Origin of the sequence: Aminobacter sp. MDW-2, from assembly GCF_014250155.1 — a bacterium.
In the GTDB taxonomy this organism is placed as follows: Bacteria; Pseudomonadota; Alphaproteobacteria; order Rhizobiales; family Rhizobiaceae; genus Aminobacter; species Aminobacter ciceronei.
Genome location: NZ_CP060197.1, coordinates 4642383 through 4665794, shown reverse-complemented (window position 1 = coordinate 4665794; position 23412 = coordinate 4642383). Strand labels below are relative to the sequence as shown.

Below are 23412 nucleotides of genomic sequence, written 5' to 3'. Positions count from 1 at the left end.
CGAAGCGGAGAGGCCGCTCGCGGCAACCGGCTCACCACCTAAGCCCGCGACGACGCCCCCGCCCTTCGTCATCCTAGGGCGAAGCAGGAGCGAAGCTCCGTCGCGGCGACCCTAGGATCCATGCCGTGACCTCGCGGCCGGGCTCAAGCGGTCCAGGACGCGTGCCCTTTCTGCACCCTGCATGCCGTTCGTCACCCTCACGGCATGGATCCTAGGGTCAAGCCCTAGGATGACGAATTGGAGAGGCCGCTCGGCAGGCCAAGACCACCCAAGCCAGCGGCGTCCACGCCGTCCTGCGGCGGGGCAAGGCACGGTCAAAAACAATCCGGGCGCCGTCGGGTCTCGATGGTCGAGACCGCAACGGCGCCCGGTTGGCCTCAGGAGGCGATGGCGACGGTTCTGATGCGCGACGACAGCGCCCAGAACAACAGGAAGCTGCTGGTGACGGTTGCCGGCGCCGACAGCAGTTCGAGGTTGGGGATGGCGAGCAGGATGATGCCGATGGCCACAGCACCGAACCAGGCGACCATTCCGGGCGCGTAATAGGCAGGGAAATCGTCGTCGGGACGGGCGCTTTCCTCGCCGCTGCCGTCATGCTGTCCGCACATGATATAGGCCAGCGCCACGCCGACCCAGGCGACGACGAAGATGCCCTGATAGGCGAGTGCGACGAGCAGATACTGGAAGATGTCGGCCAGCATCACGACATAGACGATGACGCCGACAATGATCGCCCAGACATATTTCGGCATCTCCAGCTTGAACACCAGCCGGAAGAACGCCTGCATGTTGACTGTCGACAGGTAGAAGTTGGTGGTGTTGATGCGCGTCTGGCTGATCCAGACGAACAGCAGGCCGAGCGCGCCCATCATCACGATCAGCGCCTTGACGACCGACACTTCCGAGGTTGCGCCCTCGAGCGGGATCGTCTGCACCAGGAAGATGCCGACCAGGCCGTTGACGAAATAGGTCAGCGTGTAGAAGGGCAGGCCGAAATTGAACACGGCGTGGTAGGTCTCGTCCTCCTTCTTGCCGAAGCGGGCGAAGTCGAAGGTGCACATCATCATCCACCAGACGCCCATGAAGGCGATGAAGACGTTGATCCAGCCATAGGGCGGGGCGCCGCCATCAGGCGTCATGGTCAGCCAGGCGTTGGAATAGCCGTAATGCGAGATGGCATAGATCACCGTGCCCATCAGGCCGACAAGATAGAGCGGCAAAAGATAGCCGTTGAACTTGTCGAGCCAGTGCTGGACGCTGCCGAGGATCAGCGGCACGCTGTAGATGCAGACGATAAGCGCTGCGACCGCGAAGGTCAGGCCTTCGAAATAGTAGGTCGCCGCCGTGGCGATGACCGAGCCTTCGAACACGGCGTAATAGATGCTCGACACCGCATAGATGAAGGTGGCAATCGCCGAGCCGTAGCGGCCGAACAAGAGCCTTGAAAATAGCGACACCGACAGGCCGCTCCTGATCGCGTAGCGGGTGATGACCGCATTGATCGCCGAGTAGGAGATAACAGTCAGTATCAGGCCGATAATCGTATTGGCGGTGCCATAGATCTCGGCGAGCGTCGCCGAGATGATGAGAAAGAACATGGCGCTGCAGATCGCCCAGAAGGCCATCGTCAGATTGAGCTTGGGCATGCGGCCTTTGGGTGGGACGGGCCGTTGCGAATAGTCGAGTTCCCCTGCGACATCGAGACTTCCAGACATGGTTCATCTCCGAATTTTTGTTTTTTGGCAGATTCTTGATTCTTGATATGCGAACCCCGTTGGCGAAGAAGGCAGCAAGCCTGCTGGAGCCTGCTGCCTTCCCTTGATCAGGCGACCTTCAGGGTCGCGTTGGCGGCCTGGCCCGATGCCGTCCAGTAGGGAACCGTCCGCCGCTTCAGCATCTCGCGGAACTCGGCGGTGGTCTTGGCAAGAAGCTCGCCCGAGCCCCAGTCGACGATGACGCCGTATTGCCGGATCAGGTCGAGCATGTTGAGCTTCTTGTCGCGATAAAGGGCGGCGATCTTCTCGGCGTCCTCGTTGAGCCAGTCCTTGCGGTGGCTGGCGATGCGCGCCCGTTCGGCCAGCGTGGCGTTCTCGTCGATCCTGTATTGGTCGAGATCGAGATCGACGACATGGACGACGACGCCATAGTCCTTCTTCGCCCGCTCGACCGAGACATAACCTTCGACCACGTCGCTGAGCACGCTCTGGATATCGCGCTTGAGCGGATCGCCGAGGCCGCCGCCGCCGGCCGAGGGCCGCTGCACGGTGTCGCCCTGCTGCAGCGGCACGCCTGAAAACAGCGAGCCGAGATAACGCTCCTTGTCCTGGCCGGGATTGACCCAGACGCCGTGCGGGATCGACGGCAGGCCGCCCCACAGGCCCCAGGTGATCGAGCGCTCGCGGTCGCAGCAATAAGACACCACGGTGCGTTCGCAGGCGTAGAGCGTGCCGCCCTTCTGGACGCCGAGGCCGCCGCGGAATTCGCCGGGGCCGCCGGAATCGACCATCAGCTCGTGGCAGGTGGTGAGAACGGGCGACAGCCGCTCCTGGCCTTCGAAGGGCTGGGTGCCGAGCTGGACGCCGAACACCGGGCCGGTTGCCGCCCAGCCGTCACGGCCGTTGCGCGCGCCCCAGCCGCCGACCATCCAGTCGTACCACATGAAGTAGGGCTTGCCTTCGTGACGCGTGTCGCGGCCGCCGATCAGCAGATAGTCGAGGTTGAAGGTGCAGGCCATGGCGCGTTCCGGCAAGACCTCCGCCCAGAGCTCGAACACCGCGTTCATGATCTTTTCGAAGGGACCGGAGGCGAAGCCGGCGACCGGGGTCGGCCATTCGGCATTGACCACCGAGCCGAGCGGTCCGGCATCGACCGTCACCACCCGGTAGAAGCCGGAGTTCATCGGAATGTCGGGCGACTGCATCTTGGTGCCGGCGACGACGGCGGCGAAGGCGCCGCCATAGCAGCAGTTGAGGAACGAGCCGACCGTCTTGGGGTGGGAGCCGGTCAGGTCGTAATGGACCCGGTCGCCGTCGATGGTCATCTTGACCTTGATCGGCACCAGCCCTTCGCCCTCGTCGGGATCGACGTCGATATAGTCGATTGTCTCCCAGGTACCGTCGGGCAGCTCGGAGATGCGCTGGCGCGTCATGTCCTCGACATAGTCCTGGACCTCGTTGAACGACTTCTTGATCGTGTCGACGCCATATTTGTCGCACAGGCGCTGGATCTCGCGCTCGGCCAGGCGGCAGGCTTCGGCCTGGGCCTGGAGGTCGCCGATGATGTCGCTGGGCGCACGCGTATTGTGGGCGATCAGCTCGGCGACGTCGGAGAGATAGACGCCCTTGCTGTAGACCCGGACCGGGGTGATGCGCAGGCCTTCGGCCATGTGGTCGAGTGCGTTGACGTTGAACGAGCCGGGCACGGCGCCGCCGACATCGGCCCAGTGGCCGTTGGCCTGGGCGAAGCCGAGCAGCTCGCCCTTGTAGAACATCGGCGCAAACAGGCGGGTGTCGTTGAAGTGGGTGCCGCCCTGGTAGACGTCGTTGATGACGAAGACGTCGCCCGGGTGCACGTCATGGCCGAACTTCTTGATCACCGCCTTGGCGGTCAGGTGCAGCGTGCCGACGTGAGCGGCGATGTCGCCGCTGCCTTGCATGATGGTGTCGCCGGTCGGGTCGCAGAGCGCCGAGGAGAAGTCGCGGGAGTAGATGACGAAGGAGTAGCAGGTGCGCAGGATCTGCTCCGCCATCTGGTCGACGATGTTGACATAGGCGTTCTTCAGGACCTCGAAGGTAACCGGATCGAGCGTACGGCGATCTTTTCTAGGTGCCATTTCCAATCTCCAATTCAGAATTTGCGTGAGGGCTAAAGCTCGGTCGTTCAGGACTGCTGCGGGACGTGCATCCTGATGATCAGGTACTCGTCCACTTCGGCCTTGATCCCGGGCGGCACGACGATGGTCGAGTCGAGCTGGTCGATGATGGCGGGGCCGGCGACGACGGCGCCCGCATGCAGGGTCGAGCGGTCATAGACCGGGGTCTTGATGCGCTCCGGCGCTTCGTCGAAGCGGACCAGGCGTTCGCCGACGGGGGCGGGCAAGGGTGCTGTGCGCAGTTCGTGCCGGGCGAGCTCCGCCTTGCGGTTGAGGCCGGTGGCCTTGACCTGGATGCGGCACACCTCGACCGGGGCGTCGGGCCGCGAATAATTGTGCTCGCGGCCATGCTCCTCGTGGAACTGCCTGACCGCCTCGTCGAGATTTTCGATGTCGGCGCTGACCGGGATCGACATCGAGCGCCACTGGCCGAGATACCGCATGTCGATGTAGCGCTGGAACAGCATCTGGTCGGGCGAGATATCCTCGCTCAGCAGGCGGTCGTGGCCGTCTTCTTCGAGCAGGCGGAAGGCGCTGTTGAGCTCGGCCATGTCGATGTCGCCGACCGTGTCGGTGTACATCTGGGTGATGTCATGGGTGATGTCGACGAGCAGGCAGCCCATGGCCGAGGTGACGCCGGGATTTGGCGGGATCAGCACCACGGGGATGTAGAGGTCGCGGGCCAGCGCCACGCCATGCAGGGCACCGGCGCCGCCGAAGGCGACCAGCGCGAAGTCGCGCGGGTCGTAGCCCTTGCGCAGCGACACCAGCCGCACGGCGTCGGCCATGTTGGCGTTGGCGACCTTGAGGATCGACAGTGCCGCCTGTTCCGCATCCATGCCGAACGGTTCGGCGATGACGCGGTTGATGGCGCTTTCGGCCAGCTTGACGTCGAGTTCGACCCTGCCGCCGGCGAGCTTGGTGCCGAGGCGGCCGAGATAGACATTGGCGTCGCAGTTGGTCGGCTCCGTGCCGCCCTGGTTGTAGCACACCGGTCCCGGCGTCGAGCCGGCCGATTGCGGTCCGTTGCGCAAGGCACCGGCCGCGTCGCGCCAGGCCAGCGAGCCGCCGCCGGCGCCGATGGTCAGGACCTCGATGCTGGGGAAGCGGATCGGATAGCCATATTCGACATGCCAGTCATTGGTGACGTGGAGATGGCCGTCGGAGCACAGGCTGATGTCGGTGCTGGTGCCGCCCATGTCGAGGCTGATCGAGTTCTTGTAGCCGGCAAGCTCGGAGATGAAGCGGCTGGCAATGGCACCCGCAGCGATGCCCGATGCCGCCAGACGCGCGGCAAATTTGGTGGCGCCCTTGGCGGTCATGACGCCGCCGCCGGAATGCAGCAAAAGCACGTCGCCGGCATAACCGCCGTCCTGCATGCGGCTTTCGAGCTCGGCGCCATACTGGCCGGCGACCGGTCCGAGCACGGTGTTGGCGACCGTGGTGTTGAAGCGTTCATGCTCGAAGATCTCGGGCATGATGTCGCTCGACAGCGAGATCGACACGCCGGGCAGTTCCTCGAGCAGGATGTCGCGCATGCGCTGCTCGTTTGCGGGATTGACGAAGGAATTGACGAAGCAGATGGCGACGTTGTTGACGTTGCGTTTTTTGATGACGCGGGCGAGCTCGCGCGCCTCGGCTTCATTGACGCCTTCGATGACCTTGCCCGAATAGTCGATGCGCTCCGTCACCACCAGGCGGTCGCGGCGCGGCAGATAGGGCGGGGCCATTTCCTTGTAGGTGTCCCAGAGATCGTCACGCGTGCCGCGGCGGATTTCGATGACGTCGCGAAAGCCCTTGGTCGTGACCATGATGGCCGGCGGGAAGCGGCGGGTGATCAGCGCATTGGTGGCAAGCGTCGTGCCATGCGAGAACAGGATGATGTCGCGCAGCGCGACGCCGCCCGCCTCGATGCCCTTGAGCACGCCGTCGATCGGGTCCGGCGTGGTCGGCGTCTTGGCGACATGGATCTTGCCGGAAGCCTCGTTCAGGATGCACACATCGGTGAATGTGCCGCCCACATCGCAGGCCACACGCACCGCAGTGCCAAATGTCTCTACCTTGTTCACGTCCAGTTCCTCCTCAGGCTGATGGGTGTTGTCGTGCTTCCGCCGGGCGGGGCCGTTTGGCACAGCTCCGCACGTCTGGAATCCTTGCGGAATCCCAGGGAATTCGGGGTGCGAGCGAGGTCAGTCGCTCGAAGCGGCAATGGGTATCGTCAGCGTCGTTGCTGTCTGCGCAGCCGAAGAGACGGGGCGCGCAGCGCACTGGTGGTAAAACGCAAAAAGGCTCCGGCGGAGATGAACCGCGGGAGCCTTTTTGCTCTGGTCTCAGCCCGCAGCGTCGCAGGCCTGATGTCGATGATCATCCGCAACTTCCCGATTTCTGTCAACCGGGATTTCGTCCGATCGGCGCAACATCAGGCAAAGCAACGTGTCTGGCGGTTTGTCGGCTCGCCTGCGAGCGTCGGACAGGCTTTGCCGGAACAGGGCAGTTGCCTGATATCGTTTGCCCAGGCGCAAGCGAGTTGACGGGGCAGGGCGCTTGAGGCACAGTTTACGCAAGGACAGCGATGTCCCGATCAGTCGAGCAAAGGCGCTTGCTGCGGTAACCCGCGCTGGGCGCTTTTTTTGTGTCGAGTTCGCGGATGAACAATCTGACGGAGTTGGCAATCGATGGCGACAAGAACCGAGGAGCCGATGAAGGTCGGCGTGTTGTTCTCTGAGACCGGCGTCACTTCGGTGATGGAACGCAGCATGCTGAATGCGACGCTGTTTGCCATCGACGAGGTCAATGAAGCAGGCGGCATCGACGGCCGTGAGCTTGTTGCCGTCCATTACGATCCGGGCTGCGATGCGGTTGCCTATCACCACCTCGCCAACCGCCTGCTTGTCGAGGACGGCGTCCGGATCATCTTCGGCTGCTACATGTCGAGCACGCGCAAGGCGGTGCTGAAGGCGGTCGAGCACCGCAACGGGCTGCTCTGTTATCCCGCGCAATATGAGGGCTTCGAATATTCGCGCAACGCCATCTATTGCGGTGCCGCCCCCAACCAGAACAGCGTCCAGCTCGGCGAGCATCTGCTCAATCATGTCGGCCAGCGCTTCTACATGGTCGGCTCCGACTATATCTGGCCGCGCGAGTCCGACCGCATCATGAACGAGATGTTGCTGAGGCATGGCGGCGAGGTGGCGGGCCGCGGCTATCTCAAGCTCGACGCCCGGCGCTCGGCCTACAAGCCGCTGATAGCAGACATCAAGCGCAAGCAGCCTGACGTGATCTTCTGCAATTTCGTCGGCGAAAGCATCGTCCATTTCTACCAGGCCTTCGCCGAAGCCGGCCTCGATGCCAGGGCGATGCCGATCGCCAGCCTGACCACCAGCGAAACCGACATCCAGGCGATGGGCATCGACGTCGGCGCCGGCCACATCACCTCGGCCAGCTATTTCCAGTCGGTCGGCGGGCTTGAGAACGAACGCTGCGTCGAGCGCTACAAGAAGAGGTTCGGCAGCGATGCGGTGACCAACATGTGCTGGGAGGCGGCCTATTTCCAGGTCCATGTCGTGGCCAATGCGCTGCGCAAGACAGGCACCGACGATGTCGAGACGCTCAGGCCGGCCATTCTCGGTTCGGAATTCGACGCCCCGCAAGGACGCATCCGCATCGACCCCGACAATGCGCATACCTATGTGTGGCCGCGGGTGGCGCGGGCGCGCGAGGACGGCCAGTTCGAGATCCTGTCGAGATCGGCAACGGCCATCCGCCCCGATCCCTATCTCGCCAGCTACAATCCCGAGGAATGGGGGGAGCGCCTGGCCATGCATTCCTTATGACCCGTGCTGGGAGGCAAGGGACTTCAGCGATGACCCTGTGCCGAGGGGCATGGGGACAAGAAACCGCCCGACATCAGGGCAAACGACACCCTGGGCAAGCGTTGTTGCCGACGACATTGCCGTAATGAGGACCAATGGTATCACGTAGCCCCCACGTGGCGCCGCATGACGGATCAGCGCCGATCCAGATCAAGGACATACGCTCGCTGCGTGTGCTTCTGCTGCAGCCCAAGAGCAGCGAGGGCGAGGAGCTTTGGCAGCACCTCAACCGCATCGGCTGCCAGGTCCAGACCAACTGGCCGCCGCCGGCGGAAATTCCTGCCAATATCGACGTGGTGTTCGCCTTCATCCGCCCGCTCGTCGAAGGCGGCATCAGCTGGAACTGGAACGCCGACGACCCGCCGGCGGTGCTGATCGCCATCGTCGACTATGAGAACCCGATCATCGTCGAGAAGGTGCTGCGGCTCAGGGCGCAGGCGGTGATCGGCCTGCCGCTCAGGACGTTCGGAATCCTCGCCAACATCCTTTTGAGCGTCAACAACCACCGCCGCGAAGAGCGGCTGCGCATCCGCGTCGAGCGGCTCTCCGCCAAGCTCAAGGCGCATCGCGACATCGACAAGGCCAAGGAGATCCTGATGGCCACCAATAAGGTGTCGGAGCAGGTTGCCTACGAGACCTTGCGCGAGCAGGCGATGAACAAGCGCACCACCATCGAGGCGATCGCGCTCGCCATCATCAACGCCAGCGACGCGCTCAAGCTGCCGGTGAAGGAGGCCGTTGCCTAGGCATCTCCGGGAGCGGGGCCGATGCACGCCGCGGTTGCTGGGGCCGGTCTGACATGCCGGCGGTGCGGGCCTGTGGCGCATTGCCGGCGCGCCGCCGTCGCGCTTGAGGCGATTCGCCATTCGGCCCGAGCCCGCGTGGCCCGTGACGCATGCAGTGCCGGCGCGCCGGAGCCCCCTCGACGTGTCCGCCCCGAGTCCCAGAGATCCACCCCGGGACGCCCCCCGGATGCCCCCCCGGATTCCCATTGACATGACCGGCTAAATCCCTGACGCTTCACCCCATCGCGCCCGCACCGATGCGGGCCGATGGCAGAGCAAAAAAGCTCCCGCGGGTCACCCCGCCGGGAGCTTTTTGCGTTCTGGATGCAACCAGGCGGGCCGCCTCGCGCCGCAGCCGAGGTCCGCAGACCACTGACGTCGCGCCGGCGTGCAAACGGGTGCCGGAATTAGGGGGCGGAGTTCGGGTCGGGCCGTCGCGACCGGCGGTCGTTGCGATAGGGCGGCAGACGCCGGCGACAGATGCCGGTGGCAGACGCCGGCGACAGATGCCGGTGGCAGACGCCGGCGACAGATGCCGGTGAAGGATGCCGGTGAAAGATGCCGGCAACAGGGAGCCGACGAGACCGGCGACATGGGCATTTCAGGAGGTGACGCGCATGACAATTTCAGGCCTCGACTTCGGCGGAGGCGACATGGCCGACGCGGCTCTGGCGTTGAACCAGGACCCGCACGCCCTGCGCGGCGCTGCCGGCAACCGGCTCGAAATGGCCATCGGCCGCGAGGTCAGGGCCTGCAGGCGAAGGCATGGCATGACCATCATCGAGCTGGCACGGGCCGCCGGCCTGTCGCTCGGCATGATGTCGAAGATCGAAAACGGCATCATCTCGGCGTCGCTGACCACGCTGCACCAGCTGTCGCGCGCCCTGGCCGTGCCGCTGAGCGTCTTGCTGAAACCGTCCGAGGAACTGCGCGACGCCAGGTTCGTGAAGGCCGGCTTGCCAACCGAGCGCTGCGGCACGCGCGCCGGTCATCGCCCGCTCGGCTATGTCGTCCCCGATGCCGCCGGTGTCTCGGTCGACCCCTGTCTCGTTTTCCTGACCGATGACGCCGACCGCCCCGCCTTGCGCCAGCATGCCGGCACGACATTCATCTATCTGCTGGAAGGCGAGATGGTCTGGCGCCACGGCATGGAGCTTTACCGCATGGCCCCTGATGACAGCCTGTTCTTCGACGCAGCCGCCCCGCACGGCCCCGATCAGCTGCTGACGCTGCCGGTGCGGTACCTGTCGGTCGCGTCATGGCGGCCGTCCAGAAAGGGCTGAGCGAGGGCCGGGCGCATTCCATTGCCCACGATTGAACTGGGCATGGCAGAGGCGCGAGGATGAGGAACCTGGGGCGGAAGCAGGAGAGCTTTCTGGACCGCTTGAATACAGTTGCCATGCCGTGACCTTGCCGCCGGGCTCAAGCGGTTGAGAACCAGTGCTCTTTCTGCACCCGCAGCACCGCACGGCCCCGAGCAGTTGCTTGAGCTGCCGGTGCGTTTCCTTTCGGTCGCGTCATGCCGGAAGGCAGGGACGGGCTGAGCGCTGGCCGATGTCGGCCGTTCCATCGCGCGCGATTCGCCTGCGCATGGCTGTGGCGTGATGCGCAAGGCCGTTGCCATCGCACGCCAGATGCCATGGGCGGACAGATCGATGTCCTGGGAAAAAGCTGTCGCGGGGAGAAAATGGTCGGAGTGGAGAGATTCGAACTCCCGACCCTCTGGTCCCAAACCAGATGCGCTACCAGACTGCGCTACACTCCGAAATCACATTTCGACGCCGTGCCTAGTGGCTTCCGCTCGACATGGCAAGGGCAAAAAAGCGGAAACCGGCTTTCGCCTTGCAGCAATGGCGATTGCGCAGTAAATGACGGGCGCATCTGGATGTCCGCGCTCGCTGCGGACTCACGAATGAGGGAATTAATGTCCGCGCGAATTTTCAGCCCTGCCAAGACCGCCATGCAGTCGGGCAAAGCCAAGACCGGGCACTGGGTGCTCGAATTCGACGCCGAGAAGCCGAAGAAGATCGACCCGCTGATGGGCTACACCAGCTCCGGCGACATGATGAGCCAGATCCGGCTGACCTTCGAGACCCGCGAAGAAGCTGTCGCCTACGCCGAGAAGGAAGGCATCGCCTTCCGCGTGCAGGAGCCGAAGGAAGCCAAGCGCCGGCAGATTTCCTACTCCGACAATTTCCGTTATGACCGCAGGACGCCCTGGACGCACTGACGTCCACGATCACGCCGGCCCCGCCGGCCAGCGGTCCCGTAGCTCAGCTGGATAGAGCACCGGCCTTCTAAGCCGATGGTCACAGGTTCGAATCCTGTCGGGATCGCCAATCTTTTCAATGTGTTAGCCTATCAAATAGATCGCCAGAAGGCAAGGATTCCTGCCGGTTTACATAGCGTTTGTCGAAAATGTTCGTCATGGGTTCTTCTCCATGCGGAGAATGACGGCATCGCTCGACTGTGCGGTTTTCGACGCTCGACGCCAAGATCGATGGCGTCAGCGGCACGCTCAACTGGATCGCCAAGCTGGTCATCAGCGGCATCATCCTGGCCATCGTCGCCTTCATGATGGGCGGAGGCTTCAAGCTGCCGTGATCAAAATGTATCGTTTGTATATGCCCCACTGACCTCGGCTGGCGAGGGCTTTTTGTTGTGACGTGGTCCTCCGGAATCGCCTATCAATGGTTGTGGTCGGGGCAACCTGAGGGGAGGTCCTTCAGCGTCGACTAGGGGGAAGAGAGAATGCGAAGACTTTTTGTCATGGCCACCGTGTTGTCGGTGGTCACTTCCAGCTCGTTTGCTGCCGGCATGGCCGTTTCCTTTGAATGGGGCCCAACCAAGAAATGCTTCGATTCAAAGTCCCCACCGATCGTGCTCTCGAATGTGCCAGAGGGAACGGTGAAGCTCGAGATCAAGATGATTGATCAGAATGCGAGCTACAATCATGGCGGCGGCAACGTAGCATTCAGCGGCCAGAGCCAATTGCCCTACGGCGCCTTCAAGTACAAAGGGCCTTGCCCACCTTCTGGTACACATTTCTACAAGATTACGGTGAAGGCGCTTGATGAGAGCGGCAAGGCTCTGGCAAGTGGGTCAGCGACCCGGCCATTCTCAAAGAAATGATCTCTAGCGCCGCAGGACACAATGCCCCGCCGCCGTAAGGTCGCGGGGCTTTCGCGTCTTGGCGAGACACCGCTCAACCGCATCGACGAGATCCTGTTCTATCTTGATGCCTTAATCGGCGTATAGCCGCTGCTGCGTGCTGCTTACGATCGTCGCCGGGTTCATTTCCTGTGGGCGAATGGCGGTTCGCGAGATCCCGCTGTACTATTTTGATGGCTTCGCTCGCTTTCCCTCATCGACCTTCTTTTCCCCGGTTTCCTTTTTCGGTGTCGCCGTCTGAAGATGCTTGGAAGCTTCGGTCCCCTTTTTCGAGAGCGAGTCCTTGCCGCCTGCCTTGGTCGTGGCCATTGCATTTGCTCCGGGTGAGAGAGAGGTTCGGCATTGGAACGTTGGCACCCACCGCAAGTTCCAACGGACAGCGGTTTTTGTCTCGGCGAGTCTGCGGAACCGAAACCGATCTATCGAATTGTGAGGATAACCCGGTTCGAGGCGGGTGACGTGGTGAACCCTTTCAACCACGTTGAGGGCAAAGGCCTGCCGAGGCAAAGCGGCGGGCCTTTGTCTCTGTGGACACGCTCCAAGCAACTCACGCTAGGCGTCTGATCCGGCCCTTATCGATACGAAATACACCATCTGCACCGCCCTGGCGTTCAAAGTCGGTTTGCAACTCATCCCACATACCAAGATGTCGGCCACAATCCTCACGCGAGATCGGGGAATCCGGCTGCACATCGTCAGGAATGCGCAGGCGAATGGTGCCGCAGTAAGGACATTCGAGTTTGTGATTGAGGTACTGAGCGTCGCCCATGGTCAGATCCTCCCGCTATGCCTAAATCGTATTCAGGCGAGGACGGATTTCAAGGGTCAAGGATTGCGAAAGCGGCCTGCTTGGTTGTTGCCAAGTCGGGCCGCCCGCATTGCGTGGTGGGGTGGGCATGGTTGCGGGCAACAGCCCAAGGGATGAGGGCGACCTAGCCAATGTGCGGTGCTGGCGTGCATTAGATCTTGGCATTCCGACCGGTTGGCTTTGATGTCTTTTTGCTGTCAGGCCGATGCCGCGGTCCGCACAAAAAGAAACCCCGGCGCTGAGCCGGGGTCAAAGAGCATGGATCAGTCCAAACTTCAAAACTTGTATGAGAGACCGACACGGACAGCATGGAACTGCGGGTCGTGATCATAGGTAAAGCCTGGGAAAGCGACCGCCGACAAATTGGAAACGCTTCCGAAGTCGGTATACCGATATTCCAAGCGGGTGGTGATGTTGTCGGTAACGGCATACTCAATGCCTGCGCCGGCCGTCCAACCGACTTTCGTCTCGTCAAACGATTCAAACGTCGTGTTGGCGCTGACGTAGGTATATTCGAGGTTGGCAAAAGCGGCGCCAACAGTGCCATAGACCAACAGACGCTCCATCGGAACGAAACCAAGTCGGCCACGAATGGACGCCTGCCAATTCATATCGAAGTCAGTGCCATTGCCGTTGTCGAGGCGGTATCCGCCATCGACAGCGGCGAACTCGAAATCGCCCTCGATACCGTAGACCACCTGTCCTGACTGCCAGTTGTAACCGGCGTGGACACCCCCAATAAAGCCATCGCTGTCGAGGTCTTCATCGAAACCAGTGGCGACGCCACCGAAGAACTCTTCGGTGTGGTCTCTACCCCACTGCCAACCGGCTTGAATACCGACATATCCACCCGTCCAGACAAAGCCTGCTGGGACGATAGGAGCAGGCTCTTCGACCACGACATCTGCCGCGTTAGCAGATCCGGCGATTGCCAAAAGAAAGGTAGTCGCGACAAGGAAGTTTTTCATCCAGGTACCCCCTCCAGTTAAGAGTTGCCTCAAGCATTACGTAGCGGAACTAATTTAGCAAACACAATCTACTTCGGGGCCTAACCTTTGGCGCTCCCTAGTTGCAATGCTGCAACTCATTTGGCTCGCTGAGGCAAAGCAGGGATGCGGCCAGCAATGGATTAGAAAATGGCGCGCCCGCCCGTTGCCGGAGGGTGGAATGAAGCGGGCGCCAGGCTCGGTTGCCGTCGGCGCCAGCGTGCCGGGGTAGACGTCACGGGACGCTTCGTTGAAGCCAGTCATGTCACGGCGGGTGCGGCGTCAATTGGGGCGGTGGTTTTCAACTGCCAACCGGCGCGCTAGGGCGGGGCATGAACGTCACTTATGATTCTGCAGCCGGCACCTTCACGATGGCGAATGGTGACTGGACAAACACCTATCCAATCTCGGACCTGCCGAAGTGGCTCGCATTTTACAGGAACCAGCAGGAGCTGTTTCCGCGCTATGCAGCGTCCTATCAAGGGTCAGTCGACGGCCTCGAAAAGCTGGCCGCGGAGCTTGGTTCCGACATGATGTGAATTGACTCCAAAAGGAGTTTGTTCCTATTTCGTTCTCATGCCGCAGCCGAGCCGAACCACACCCTTTCCGCTGTCCAAGCTGAACGATGCCCGCGATTTGGTCGAGGTTCGGTGCGCTATGCAGGCGAGCTCACGTCTATTACCCGACGGACCTGATCCAACTGTTCGGCGACGTTGACGTCGATTCTCTTTCCGGTCGGATGAAGTGTGAGAGTGTCCCCGGCGGCCATGGGTTCCTCAAGGTCGAGCGCGTTTTCTCCGGTTCCAGGGAGATGGTCGGGAAGAAGATCCGGCGGCTTGGGCCATGCGCATCATTCAGCTCATCCATGACCGTCATCATTGCGAGGATGTCGCACCAGCCGCGGCCACCACAAACAAGCACTCTCATCACCATCTCCTTGACCGTATCAGCGGGTAGGGCGGCACAACAATTCTGTAACTGAATCAGTGGGCCAGTTCATTTGGAAGTTCGGGCGGACGTCCTTGATTCCACAATGAATTTTGCGGATTTGGCAATCCTGTCGGGATCGCCACTTAATTCAATGGCTTAAGTCGCGCCAGGCTCGGCCGCTTGGACAGATCGCGTGTTACGATCTTATGGAGAGCGCTGAGGGTAGGTCGAATTCGAAGGCCGACACCGTGGAGCTTTTCAAGGCATCCTCCCTCATGTTTCGGGGCGGAAGCTTGCCGATAATCGCTCGCAGTCGACGGTGGCGCATATCAGCAACCGTCAATGTTCCGACAATAGGTCATTCTGGCGCCAAGTGCCCTTGGCGGGTCGATTGCGCCTAAAAGAGCGCAGCGATGGCGCCGGCTATTCCGAAGGCTGCCAATGCGAGGATGGCGATCGGATAAACGACAAACGCGGCAACATCGCCGCCAGGCAACGACGTTCGGAAGTTTGTGAGCACAGGCAACAGGGCAACCGCGAGCAGGATAAAAATCGCGCTGACCGACAAAGCCACTTAGCTCTCCTTCCTGTTGCAGCAGACGCGGCCACGTCATCGCAGCCGGAAGAGCGTTCTACAGCGCACAGTTCACGGCGACGATCACGTGCGCCACATCCTCGGCAGTCGCCGATCCTGTTGGCGTTCATTCTTCTGGGCAGCGGTCATCCCCAACGGAAAAGACCGCCCGGATGTTCCTCCCGATCCGGGCGGTCGCTTCAGGAGATCGCCTGCCGTCCTTCCATCTCCTGAAGTCTTATGTGCGTTCCGCACACCACGCTTCGGGCAGTGCACTTGGCTCGGCCATAGCTTGCCCCGTCTTAAGCGCATCCTCGAGGCAATCGGTGAAATACGCGGTTTCCGCAGTCGCCCCGAAGTGGTTGATGCGTATGCGGCCCTGGGACTTGCTCATGACGATGCCAACCATCCTCAGCCTTTCCTGCACGTCGCGATACTTCATCCCTCTCCACCCCCTTCATTTCACGTCAGAACACACGCCGGCCAACCTCCCTGGCGGCTGATATGAAGGCTCGGCGGGCGTCCGGGGGAGCCCGCAACCCATCGAGCACATCGCGACATATGCGAACGGCCGAACGGTATCGCGGGCCTGTGCAAGCCGGTCTTCGCAGTCGCAACCACTCCAGCGCTTCCCAGGCGGACGCTATCGTCCTGCGTCCGGCTCGGTTCTCGCGTGCTATCACCACCGGTGGGTTGAATTCCTTGTCCATGTTGAAACTCCCGGCGCGGGGCTATCCTTCGACCGCCGCCGAGGACGTCGTTTCGGGCACGCCGTCCATGGCTGCGAGCTTGTCAGCGCACATCACGGCAGCGCCTGCGACTTCCTCCGACCCGAACTGGCTCCAGCCGCCGTCTTTGACAAAGTCATCTCGTTGCCAGGAACTGAGAGCTTTCAGGTCGGTCAGTCTTTGGGCCGCATCGGTGCCACCGAGAAAGCGGTTCACACATTCCGTAGAGGCCAGTTCCGCCACGGCATCCCGCGCTGCCACCGTCGCCATAAGCCTCGCGGATCCGCCGGTAACCCAGCCTCCAGCAGTAAAACCGAATATCATGGTCAAAATAGCGCTGATCACAATTGACCAAGCCAAACTCTTCTTGCTTGGTCTGTAATCTGAAATCCTCTGATCCAAGGACTTCCGGTCATTGTTCGCCTGGTTCATTTCGGGCTCCTTCCGCATTGATTGCTGCGAGATTGAGCATTCACGAAGTGTAACACATTATTTCGATCTGTGGGGCCGCCCTCACGGGATCGTGAACAAGCGTTACTGTAGGGATATCATCAAGAAGTGAGCGTTCGCTTGGCGGCGCGCTCACTGGCCGCGCACGCGGCCCGCAACCTGCAGGCGCCGGCAGAGGCGGGCGCCAGAACCAGATGTCCGGGCGCCGCATCTTTCACCGGCGGCCAATCATGGCCATTTCGCGTGAAGGTGCGCGCCTGCCCCGTGGCGCGGGCCCATCCCGCGCCACTGACGCGACATGCAGATCAGTCGAGATGCTCCGGCATGTCTTTCAACTGGTCCTTCGTCCACGATGTCACCGCGTGGACCTCGCCATCCTGGTCGCGCATGAAATCGAGCTGGCTGACGGGCACCGCGACCGGTTTTGCCCCGATGCCGAGGAAGCCGCCGACATCGATGATCACCTGGGCCGTGCTGCCGGATCCGTGGACATGCGACACCGATCCGATGTCCTCGTCGTCGGGGCCATAGATGGTGGTGTCGGCAAGCAGATCGGGCGTGAGTTCGGCCTCGGTGAGGCGGACGTGATTGCTGTGGTCCATGACTGATCTCCTCTGGGGGGAATGGCGAAACCATCCAGTCGGCGATCCGTTCCGACAAACCCGCCGCGCGGCGGCAATTGTGATCGTGATGCGGCAGCTGCGGGTGTGCCGGCTCGCGGTTCGATCCGGGCGGGGCTCGGCTGGGTGCTCACCCAACGATGGAACTTCGGCGCTGTTGTCGGGTTTAGACACTGCACATGTAGCCGGTTTCGTCCCTTTCCCGGCTGCGCATCCCAGAACCTGACGGCCTGCCGACGGAGACGTGGGCAGGCCTTTCTTTTTGGTGCATCAGCGCTTCAGCTTGCGCTGAAGCTTTTCGACGTCCTTGTGGGGCGCGGTGTCGGGCTGGTTTTCGTCGGCGTCCGGATTGGCTGACGGGTCGTCCCGCGTGTCTCGTGTCGGTTTGTCGTTGCGCGTCGGTTCGTTCCTGGGCGTCGGTTTGTCGTTGCGCGTCGGTTTGTCCTGGGGCGTCGGTTTCACCCTGGGCGTCGGATTGTCCGGGGGCAGTGCCGGCCTGGGTTCGGCTGGGCTTTGCCGCGTTGCTGTCTTGGCCATGGTGGGTCTCCGTTTCCTGTCAACAACCCGCCGTGCTCAGCTAGGGTTCCCCCACGCAGCGAAGGATGCCGCCCGGCTCAAAAAATGTGCGTCTGTAAAAGAGGCCCGTCTGGTTGCGGCTGAAGGCGATATCAGCCGTCACCACCCGGTTTCCGGTCTGCGGGTGTCGTTCGACAGTGACGATGCGCATTTTGCCGGCAATCCTGCTCGCCACCTGCATGGTGGCGACCCGCGCGCCTGAGCCGCGGTCAGGCCAGTTGATCTGCAGCGTGACAGTATCGCCGCTGCGTCTGCCCGCAAGGCTGGCCGCACCGCGACGTGAACCGACATAGGTGCCGGAATAACGCGCCCCTTCGGCGCGCAGATCGACGCCGATGCGCCTGGAGAAGACGATTTTTGCCCGGCAATTGCCGTCCAGATTGAGCGAAGCGCCCTTGCTGCGTGATCGCAGCGTGCAGACGACCGGGACCGGCGCCGTATCAGGCCGCAGCCGGACCTGGCCGGAGCCCTGCCAACTGCCGGAAAGCGTTTGAAGAAAGTCCTTCTCCGTCGCAGGGGCCGCCGACAGCGACATCAGCGCCAGCGGGAGTGCCAACAATGCCTTGCTCATCTCTGCCCTCTCGAGGTCATGGGCCTGCCCTCTGCGCGAGACGACCGGCCGGTGGTCATGGATCATGCCGAAAGTGCCTGACGATTGGCCTTGTTGTCGGCCAGCGCCGTCAGGTCCTTGCAGCGGCGGAGGTCCCGGTAACCCCTTGGTCGGGACCCGGGACGTGTCATTGTCTGTCGTCGTCGCGGCAACGATCGACCGTGGTTCCCGACGGCAGCATCTGTTCGAGGCTGCGGATTCCGGTTTCGATCTCGGCCAGGTCGTCCCACGGCGTTTCACCGGGGTAGAGCGCCCGGTACAGGCTGCGCAGGCTGGCATCGAGGTTGCGCAGACGACCGATCTTCTCATCGATGGACAGGTCGGGGTTGTCGATGATTTCGGGCGGCAACATGGCGCTCACCTTTGCATGCACGTGTCGTGCCGGCCTCGGCCGGCAGGCATTTTCTCAGTAGCCGCCGATGATCGGCAGGATCTCGCCGGTGATGTAGCTGGAGCAGTGCGACGAGGCGAGGAACACATAGGCGGGGGCGATTTCCTCGGGCTGGGCCGGACGCTTCATCGCAGTCTTTGCGCCGAACTGCGCCACGTCCTGCGCCTGCTTGTCGGACGGGTTCAGCGGCGTCCACACCGGTCCGGGCGCGATGGCGTTGACGCGGATGCCGCGATCGACAAGGTTGGCGGCAAGCGCCCTGGTGAAGGCATGGATGCCGCCCTTGGTCATCGAATAGTCGACCAGCTCCTTGCTGCCCCTGATGCCGGTCACCGAGCCGGTGTTCAGGATGACGGCGCCTGGCCCCATATGCGCGAGCGCTGCCTTGGCCATGTGGAAATAGCCGTAGAGATTGACCTTGAGCGTGGTGTCGAAATGCGCCTCGGTGAGGTCGGCGATATCGGCCGAATGCACCTGGAAGGCGGCATTGTTGACGAGGATGTCGAGCTTGCCGAATTGCTTGACTGTCCTCGCCACCGCCTTGCGGCATGCGGCGGGCGAACTGACATCGCCGCGAAGCAGGATGCAGCTGCGGCCTTCCGCTTCGACGGCGAGCTTTGTCTGCTTCGCATCGACGTCTTCGCTGAGATAGCCGATGGCGATGTCGGCGCCCTCCCGCGCAAACAGCACCGCAACCGCTCGACCTATGCCTGAATCGCCGCCGGTGATCAGCGCGACCTTGCCGGCGAGCTTTTGTGAGCCGAGATAATAGGGCGCGTCATACATCGGCGCCGGCTCGACCGCGGTTTCGTGGCCGGGTTTCGGCAGATGCTGCTTCGGGAAGGGCGGCGCAGGATAACGTCTGGCGCCGGCCTGCATCGCCTTGGCGGGCCTGGCTTTGCGCGGCGCCTTGCGCCCGTCGTCCTTGTCTATCTTTGCCTGTATTGCCCGTTGCCTGCCTGCGGCGGCGGCTGGCTGCAAGGAAGCCACCGGTTAACCCTCCGCCTTGAATATCTTGGCCATCTGCTCGAGCTTTTGACGGTCCCGGCCATGCAGCCTGACAAGTTCTGCGGCCTGGAGCGGCGACAGATCGCTGGTTTCCACGAGGTGTCTGACGAGTTCGTCATCGGTTGGGAGAGGTGGGGTCGTCGATTTCATGGTCGCGCCTGCGGTTGCTCTTGAGGGGTCCCGCGGCTCTGCCGGTTTGTTCGGCAGAGCTGCAGGACGGTTGATCATGCGGCCAAGGCCTGGCGGTTGGCCTTGCTGTCTGCCAGCATGGTCAAATCCTTGTCGGTGGTCTCTTCCTCGGCCAGGGTGGCAGCGAAAAGCTCGGCCGCCTCCGGCATCTTCATGATTTCAGCCCAGCGGCGCAGCGTGCCGTAGCGGGTGATTTCATAATGTTCGACCGCCTGGGCAGCCGAGATCAGGCCGGCATCGCCGGCAGCCGTACCCTTGAAGTCCGCGAGAATTTCCTCGCCCTCTTCAAGAATGCCGTCGATGGCGGGGCAGGTCTTGCCCTTGGCCGGCTTGTCCATCAGTGCGAAGACCTGCTGCAGGCGCTCGACATGGCCTTCGGTCTGGTCGCGGTGTTTCTCGAACGCCGCCTTCAATTCCATGGAACTGGCGCCGCGGGCCATCTTGGGCAGCGCCTTCAGGATTTTGCGCTCCGCATAGTAGATGTCGCGAAGGGTGTCGTGGAAGAGGTCTTCAAGGCCCTTTTCTTTGGTCGGCATGGTTGGCTCCTTTGGTTGAGATCCCTCGGGGCCAGAACGACTGATGGCGCTTACAGTTCCAGAGGATCGAGGAGATCCGGACATCGCCGCCGCTGCTGCATCGGCAACAGCGTGCGCGCCAGTTATCTCGGCCAGCCCCCGTTATCTCGCCAGCCCCTGTGATCTCGGCCAGCCCCTGTTATCTCGGTCAGCCCCTGTTATCTCGGTAAGCCAGGGCAACCATAGTGGCGCGAGAAGGTTGAGTGAGTGGCCTGGAGGCAAACACGCCTGAAAGGCCAGGAGAAATCAAAAAATGAAAAAGCTCATTCTGGCGCTTGGCGCCACGCTGTTCCTTGCCGGCACGGCTTTCGCAGGAACTGCTGAAGGCGTGATCAAGGAATACAACAAGGAGACCAAGGTCATCATGCTGGAGGACGGCAAGAGCTTCACGGTCGGCGCCGACGTTGCCGTTCCCGCTGAGCTTGCGGTCGGCAAGAAGGTGGTGGTCACCATGGACGGCGACGACATCACAAAGGTCACGCAGGTGACGCTGTCGCCGCCGATGTGATCTGGTTCTCCAGCATGTAATCTGGTTCTCCAGATCGAGCCCCGCTGCCTTGAGGTGGCGGGGCTTTTTGCAATCATGAATACATCAAGGAGACGAAGTCAGCACTCTGGAGGGCGGCAAGAGCTTGCTGCCAGAGGTGGCCACTGCGGCCAATGCACGCCGAGTCCAGAAGGTCGATTATTGGGATGCCCGCGAAGGCTACATGCGAGGGCATTGTGCAGCGGAGTGTTCTGAAGAGCTTGTCCCTTCCGGGTGAGTGCGCGCTATTGACCAAGTATCTGTCACCGTCCCGTTCCGAACACGCCGACGGATTACAAGACGCCGTCGCTGATCCACGTTGGTGCGCTGTAAGCGCTTTATGGGCGCCCCCGTTGCCTGGCTGGCAGACGTTGTCGACATTTGCGGTTGATGTCGGGGTCCGCCATCAGCGAGAAGCGGGTTTCAGCGGTCTCATCTCAGAGCCATGATCCACGGCTATTCAAGTCAGTCGATTTCTGCTTTTCTTGGTCTATGGGGGAATACAGGCTACCTATACAGATAACCTACGACACAAAGGGCACGACACCTTTGGTCGACGTAATTGCGGCTCTGCAAGCTGCGGACATTGCCATCCAAGACGCAATTTCTTTACTTCCGAGCCTGATCGACGGTGTTCATATCGAGCGCAGTCAAATAAATGTTCGCTCTTTGTCCCAAGAAAGCCCCCTTCGGGAGCTATTCATGGTGGCGCTGATCGTCGCTTTCCAAGACGATTTGAAGACAGAGATTCCGCCCATGCTTGAGGACCTCTTTAAGGTTGATATTCCGGATTCGTACGACTCGCTTGTCACAGTCGTGACGATGATCGTCCTGTTTTACGGCGCTTCATTTTTGAAGGACGCCGCATTGAAGGCCGTGGAAAATGGTTCCCTTGAGCGCAAGTTCCAAAACATGGTCGCCCAGCTCTCCTCGAACACGGGAAAAACCGAGGATGAAATTCGCAAAATTCTGGACGCCAAGTACGGCAGGCATGGTCCCGTCAAGCGCTTGGTAAAGGCTGTCCAGGGGTTCTTTATTCCCAGCCAGCGCGAGGGTGGGGCACCGATCTTGTTTGATCGTGAACGGATTGAGCCAGAAGTAATCAGGGAAATTCCTTACTCCGAGGAGTTTAGCGCAAAGGAGGATTTTGAACGCTATGAGAGCCACAGCGACGTAACCATAGAAATCCACGCTCAGGACAAGGACAAGATCAACACCGGTTGGGCTGCCGTGCCAAAAGGGATTTCGGACGCACGTTTGCGTATGAAACTTGTTGAACCGGTTACAGCCCAAGACATTTGGACCAAGGACACTATCAAGGGCGACATTACCGTCGTCTCCAAGCTGACGGCCAATGGTTATGTGGCCGCCGAAATCCACCTCACCCGGGTTCATGGCTTGGACTGACCGCCCATTCCGGCCCGCGCGGTACAACCTTATGTCGAATCCGCTGAAGTCCAAAAGCTGGAGTTGACAACGCGACAGGGCTGCCCTACATGTCCATCATCGATATTTGCTTGCTGAGCTTTGGTTACCGCGCGTTTGGCACCGCGCCCTGAACGAACCTTTTCTTTCAAAAATCGCTATCACCATCCGCAGCGATTCGGCGTTGTGGTCCACTTTTTGCTATGAAAGGGTTCATCATGACCACTGGCACCGTTAAATGGTTTAATTCCACCAAAGGCTTCGGCTTCATCCAGCCCGACAATGGCGGCGCGGATGCGTTCGTTCACATCTCTGCCGTCGAGCGCGCCGGAATGCGCGAACTCGTCGAGGGCCAGAAGATCGGCTTCGAGATGGAGCGCGACAACAAGTCCGGCAAGATGTCTGCCTGCAATCTGCAGGCCGCCTAAGCCATACAGTATCTGTCTCTCCGTTGACCACGGATGTACTGGCACTGTGAGAGCATGATAACGATCAAGGTCAGGCAGTCCGCCTGACCTTTTTTATTGCCGCGCACCCTATGCGGCCTCCCAATCGGAAAACCCATTGTTTCAGACACACAGCAAATCTCGCCAACAGGCCGAGATTGCCTTCAGCCGTGCGCAATCGCAATTTTTCGCACGCAACACCCCCCTCGATGCGGTGGACGTGCTCGTTCGCTCGCGCGCGGAAAAGACGCTCCGGCTTCGTCAAGCGCGCCTTGCAAAGGAACTGCACGATCGTGCAGGGGCGACCGCGATCGCTCCTGGCCCAGCGATCCGAGACCAACGGACGGCAGCTGTTACGAGACAGGTCTGACGCGGACGCCCCTTCATCCGCGCGCCATCAGGCGGCTGCTCAAACCCAGGGTGAACATTGTCCAGGGGCAAGCCACCCAAAGGAACCTCGATGTCAGAAGACACGAATGAAATCAACGCGATCAATACCGCCTGGCAAATAGCGATTCAGGAGGTCTTGCGCATGGTCATCCGTGACATGTATCGCGCGGACGGGGAGGTTGCCTTCATGGCGCATATCAAGCGCATCGAAGAGGCGGCTGTCGACAGCATCTACACCGACCTGAGGCTGCGCGGCACGGACGACTGGACGAATATGCTGGTCAAGGAAAAGGCCAGCAATTTCGTGACCACCTTGCTCACATCGTTCACATTCGACCGGGCCTGATCTGGCAACCGGGCCTGATCTGGCAACCGGGCCTGATCTGGCGACCGGGCCTGATCTGGCGACCGGGCCTGATCTGGCGACCGGGCCTGATCTGGCGACCGGGCTTGATCTGGCGACCGGGCTTGATCTGGCTGC

General features: G+C 61.5%; 30 protein-coding genes and 2 tRNA genes. 14 read left to right on the top strand and 18 right to left on the bottom strand.

The annotated features are described in order from the left end of the window. Nucleotides 1-377: 377 nt before the first annotated feature. The 3 genes from H5P29_RS23080 to H5P29_RS23070 form a co-directional block, all read right to left on the bottom strand. Nucleotides 378-1715, bottom strand: a complete 1338-nt coding sequence (locus H5P29_RS23080) for a cytosine permease (RefSeq protein WP_067963906.1) — start codon at nt 1713-1715, stop codon at nt 378-380. A gap of 107 nt (nt 1716-1822) precedes the next feature. After that, the gene (locus H5P29_RS23075; protein ID WP_067963905.1) at nt 1823-3832 is read right to left on the bottom strand and encodes a hydantoinase B/oxoprolinase family protein; all 2010 of its coding nucleotides are present in this window, start codon (nt 3830-3832) and stop codon (nt 1823-1825) included. A gap of 47 nt (nt 3833-3879) precedes the next feature. Beyond that, the gene (locus H5P29_RS23070; RefSeq protein ID WP_067966834.1) at nt 3880-5940 is read right to left on the bottom strand and encodes a hydantoinase/oxoprolinase family protein; all 2061 of its coding nucleotides are present in this window, start codon (nt 5938-5940) and stop codon (nt 3880-3882) included. Nucleotides 5941-6141: 201 nt separating this feature from the next. Between H5P29_RS23070 and H5P29_RS23065 the strand changes: the two genes are divergently transcribed. The 4 genes from H5P29_RS23065 (at nt 6142) to H5P29_RS23050 (ending at nt 9811) form a co-directional block, all read left to right on the top strand. Continuing rightward, a complete protein-coding gene (locus tag H5P29_RS23065) occupies nt 6142-6402 on the top strand; it encodes a hypothetical protein (RefSeq protein WP_154385147.1) in 261 nt (86 codons plus the stop codon). A 144-nt stretch (nt 6403-6546) separates the two neighbouring features. Further along, entirely contained in the window at nt 6547-7704 is a 1158-nt protein-coding gene (locus H5P29_RS23060) for a transporter substrate-binding domain-containing protein (RefSeq protein WP_067963900.1), read from the top strand. Between the two features lie 134 nt (nt 7705-7838). Further along, nucleotides 7839-8489, top strand: coding sequence for an ANTAR domain-containing response regulator (locus tag H5P29_RS23055; RefSeq protein ID WP_083948635.1), 651 nt, complete (start codon nt 7839-7841; stop codon nt 8487-8489). 656 nt (nt 8490-9145) lie between these two features. After that, complete coding sequence (locus H5P29_RS23050) at nt 9146-9811, top strand: XRE family transcriptional regulator (RefSeq protein ID WP_154385148.1); 666 nt, start codon at nt 9146-9148, stop codon at nt 9809-9811. Nucleotides 9812-10216: 405 nt separating this feature from the next. Here the strand turns inward: H5P29_RS23050 and H5P29_RS23045 are convergent. Beyond that, nucleotides 10217-10293, bottom strand: a tRNA-Pro gene (locus H5P29_RS23045). Nucleotides 10294-10452: 159 nt separating this feature from the next. On the opposite strand from H5P29_RS23045, the gene H5P29_RS23040 reads away from it, so the two are divergent. From H5P29_RS23040 to H5P29_RS23030, 4 genes are all read left to right on the top strand, one after another. Further along, nucleotides 10453-10758, top strand: coding sequence for an ETC complex I subunit (locus tag H5P29_RS23040; protein ID WP_067963894.1), 306 nt, complete (start codon nt 10453-10455; stop codon nt 10756-10758). 32 nt (nt 10759-10790) lie between these two features. After that, nucleotides 10791-10867: transfer RNA gene (locus H5P29_RS23035), tRNA-Arg, on the top strand. Between the two features lie 130 nt (nt 10868-10997). Beyond that, nucleotides 10998-11132: a hypothetical protein gene (locus H5P29_RS32835; protein ID WP_256438513.1), complete on the top strand. Its 135-nt coding sequence runs from the start codon at nt 10998-11000 to the stop codon at nt 11130-11132. Nucleotides 11133-11297: 165 nt separating this feature from the next. Further along, complete coding sequence (locus H5P29_RS23030) at nt 11298-11660, top strand: phospholipid-binding protein (protein WP_246670759.1); 363 nt, start codon at nt 11298-11300, stop codon at nt 11658-11660. 204 nt (nt 11661-11864) lie between these two features. Here H5P29_RS23030 and H5P29_RS23025 read toward each other — a convergent pair whose 3' ends face one another. The 3 genes from H5P29_RS23025 to H5P29_RS23015 all read right to left on the bottom strand — a co-directional run bounded on the left by H5P29_RS23025 (nt 11865) and on the right by H5P29_RS23015 (nt 13475). Next, nucleotides 11865-12008 (bottom strand): hypothetical protein, encoded by a 144-nt coding sequence (locus H5P29_RS23025; protein ID WP_154385150.1) that lies wholly within the window; start codon nt 12006-12008, stop codon nt 11865-11867. A 238-nt stretch (nt 12009-12246) separates the two neighbouring features. Then, a complete protein-coding gene (locus H5P29_RS23020) occupies nt 12247-12468 on the bottom strand; it encodes a hypothetical protein (RefSeq protein WP_154385151.1) in 222 nt (73 codons plus the stop codon). 314 nt (nt 12469-12782) lie between these two features. Continuing rightward, nucleotides 12783-13475, bottom strand: a complete 693-nt coding sequence (locus tag H5P29_RS23015; protein ID WP_154385152.1) for an outer membrane protein — start codon at nt 13473-13475, stop codon at nt 12783-12785. 350 nt (nt 13476-13825) lie between these two features. Here H5P29_RS23015 and H5P29_RS23010 point away from each other — a divergent pair, with 350 nt between their 5' ends. After that, nucleotides 13826-14032 carry a hypothetical protein gene (locus H5P29_RS23010; protein WP_154385153.1) on the top strand — a complete coding sequence of 69 codons (207 nt, stop codon included), beginning with the start codon at nt 13826-13828 and terminating at the stop codon, nt 14030-14032. A gap of 788 nt (nt 14033-14820) precedes the next feature. On the opposite strand, the gene H5P29_RS23005 is transcribed toward H5P29_RS23010, so the two are convergent. The 11 genes from H5P29_RS23005 to H5P29_RS22955 form a co-directional block, all read right to left on the bottom strand. Continuing rightward, nucleotides 14821-14997 carry a hypothetical protein gene (locus H5P29_RS23005; protein ID WP_154385154.1) on the bottom strand — a complete coding sequence of 59 codons (177 nt, stop codon included), beginning with the start codon at nt 14995-14997 and terminating at the stop codon, nt 14821-14823. Nucleotides 14998-15235: 238 nt separating this feature from the next. Then, nucleotides 15236-15439 carry a hypothetical protein gene (locus H5P29_RS23000; protein ID WP_154385155.1) on the bottom strand — a complete coding sequence of 68 codons (204 nt, stop codon included), beginning with the start codon at nt 15437-15439 and terminating at the stop codon, nt 15236-15238. A 25-nt stretch (nt 15440-15464) separates the two neighbouring features. After that, complete coding sequence (locus tag H5P29_RS22995; protein ID WP_083948634.1) at nt 15465-15707, bottom strand: DUF982 domain-containing protein; 243 nt, start codon at nt 15705-15707, stop codon at nt 15465-15467. A gap of 21 nt (nt 15708-15728) precedes the next feature. After that, nucleotides 15729-16157 carry a hypothetical protein gene (locus H5P29_RS22990; protein WP_067966828.1) on the bottom strand — a complete coding sequence of 143 codons (429 nt, stop codon included), beginning with the start codon at nt 16155-16157 and terminating at the stop codon, nt 15729-15731. 323 nt (nt 16158-16480) lie between these two features. Further along, nucleotides 16481-16777, bottom strand: a complete 297-nt coding sequence (locus H5P29_RS22985) for a PRC-barrel domain-containing protein (RefSeq protein WP_067963891.1) — start codon at nt 16775-16777, stop codon at nt 16481-16483. 288 nt (nt 16778-17065) lie between these two features. After that, complete coding sequence (locus H5P29_RS22980) at nt 17066-17332, bottom strand: hypothetical protein (protein ID WP_154385156.1); 267 nt, start codon at nt 17330-17332, stop codon at nt 17066-17068. Between the two features lie 40 nt (nt 17333-17372). Next, complete coding sequence (locus H5P29_RS22975) at nt 17373-17942, bottom strand: hypothetical protein (RefSeq protein WP_154385157.1); 570 nt, start codon at nt 17940-17942, stop codon at nt 17373-17375. Between the two features lie 166 nt (nt 17943-18108). Beyond that, the gene (locus tag H5P29_RS22970; protein WP_154385158.1) at nt 18109-18333 is read right to left on the bottom strand and encodes a hypothetical protein; all 225 of its coding nucleotides are present in this window, start codon (nt 18331-18333) and stop codon (nt 18109-18111) included. A 54-nt stretch (nt 18334-18387) separates the two neighbouring features. Beyond that, a complete protein-coding gene (locus H5P29_RS22965) occupies nt 18388-19362 on the bottom strand; it encodes an SDR family oxidoreductase (protein WP_371818583.1) in 975 nt (324 codons plus the stop codon). Nucleotides 19363-19365: 3 nt separating this feature from the next. Next, a complete protein-coding gene (locus tag H5P29_RS22960; protein ID WP_185910175.1) occupies nt 19366-19530 on the bottom strand; it encodes a hypothetical protein in 165 nt (54 codons plus the stop codon). Between the two features lie 74 nt (nt 19531-19604). Beyond that, nucleotides 19605-20105: a ferritin-like domain-containing protein gene (locus tag H5P29_RS22955; protein ID WP_154385159.1), complete on the bottom strand. Its 501-nt coding sequence runs from the start codon at nt 20103-20105 to the stop codon at nt 19605-19607. 292 nt (nt 20106-20397) lie between these two features. Between H5P29_RS22955 and H5P29_RS22950 the strand changes: the two genes are divergently transcribed. The 5 genes from H5P29_RS22950 (at nt 20398) to H5P29_RS32360 (ending at nt 23277) form a co-directional block, all read left to right on the top strand. Beyond that, nucleotides 20398-20652 (top strand): DUF1344 domain-containing protein, encoded by a 255-nt coding sequence (locus H5P29_RS22950; protein WP_115732756.1) that lies wholly within the window; start codon nt 20398-20400, stop codon nt 20650-20652. A gap of 720 nt (nt 20653-21372) precedes the next feature. Beyond that, nucleotides 21373-22077, top strand: a complete 705-nt coding sequence (locus H5P29_RS22945) for a hypothetical protein (protein ID WP_195763178.1) — start codon at nt 21373-21375, stop codon at nt 22075-22077. A gap of 236 nt (nt 22078-22313) precedes the next feature. Beyond that, on the top strand, nt 22314-22523 hold the full coding sequence (locus H5P29_RS22940) for a cold-shock protein (protein ID WP_067966826.1): 210 nt from the start codon (nt 22314-22316) through the stop codon (nt 22521-22523). 136 nt (nt 22524-22659) lie between these two features. Beyond that, the gene (locus H5P29_RS32640) at nt 22660-22911 is read left to right on the top strand and encodes a hypothetical protein (protein ID WP_246670760.1); all 252 of its coding nucleotides are present in this window, start codon (nt 22660-22662) and stop codon (nt 22909-22911) included. 90 nt (nt 22912-23001) lie between these two features. Next, nucleotides 23002-23277 (top strand): hypothetical protein, encoded by a 276-nt coding sequence (locus tag H5P29_RS32360; protein ID WP_210252519.1) that lies wholly within the window; start codon nt 23002-23004, stop codon nt 23275-23277. Nucleotides 23278-23412 lie beyond the last annotated feature (135 nt).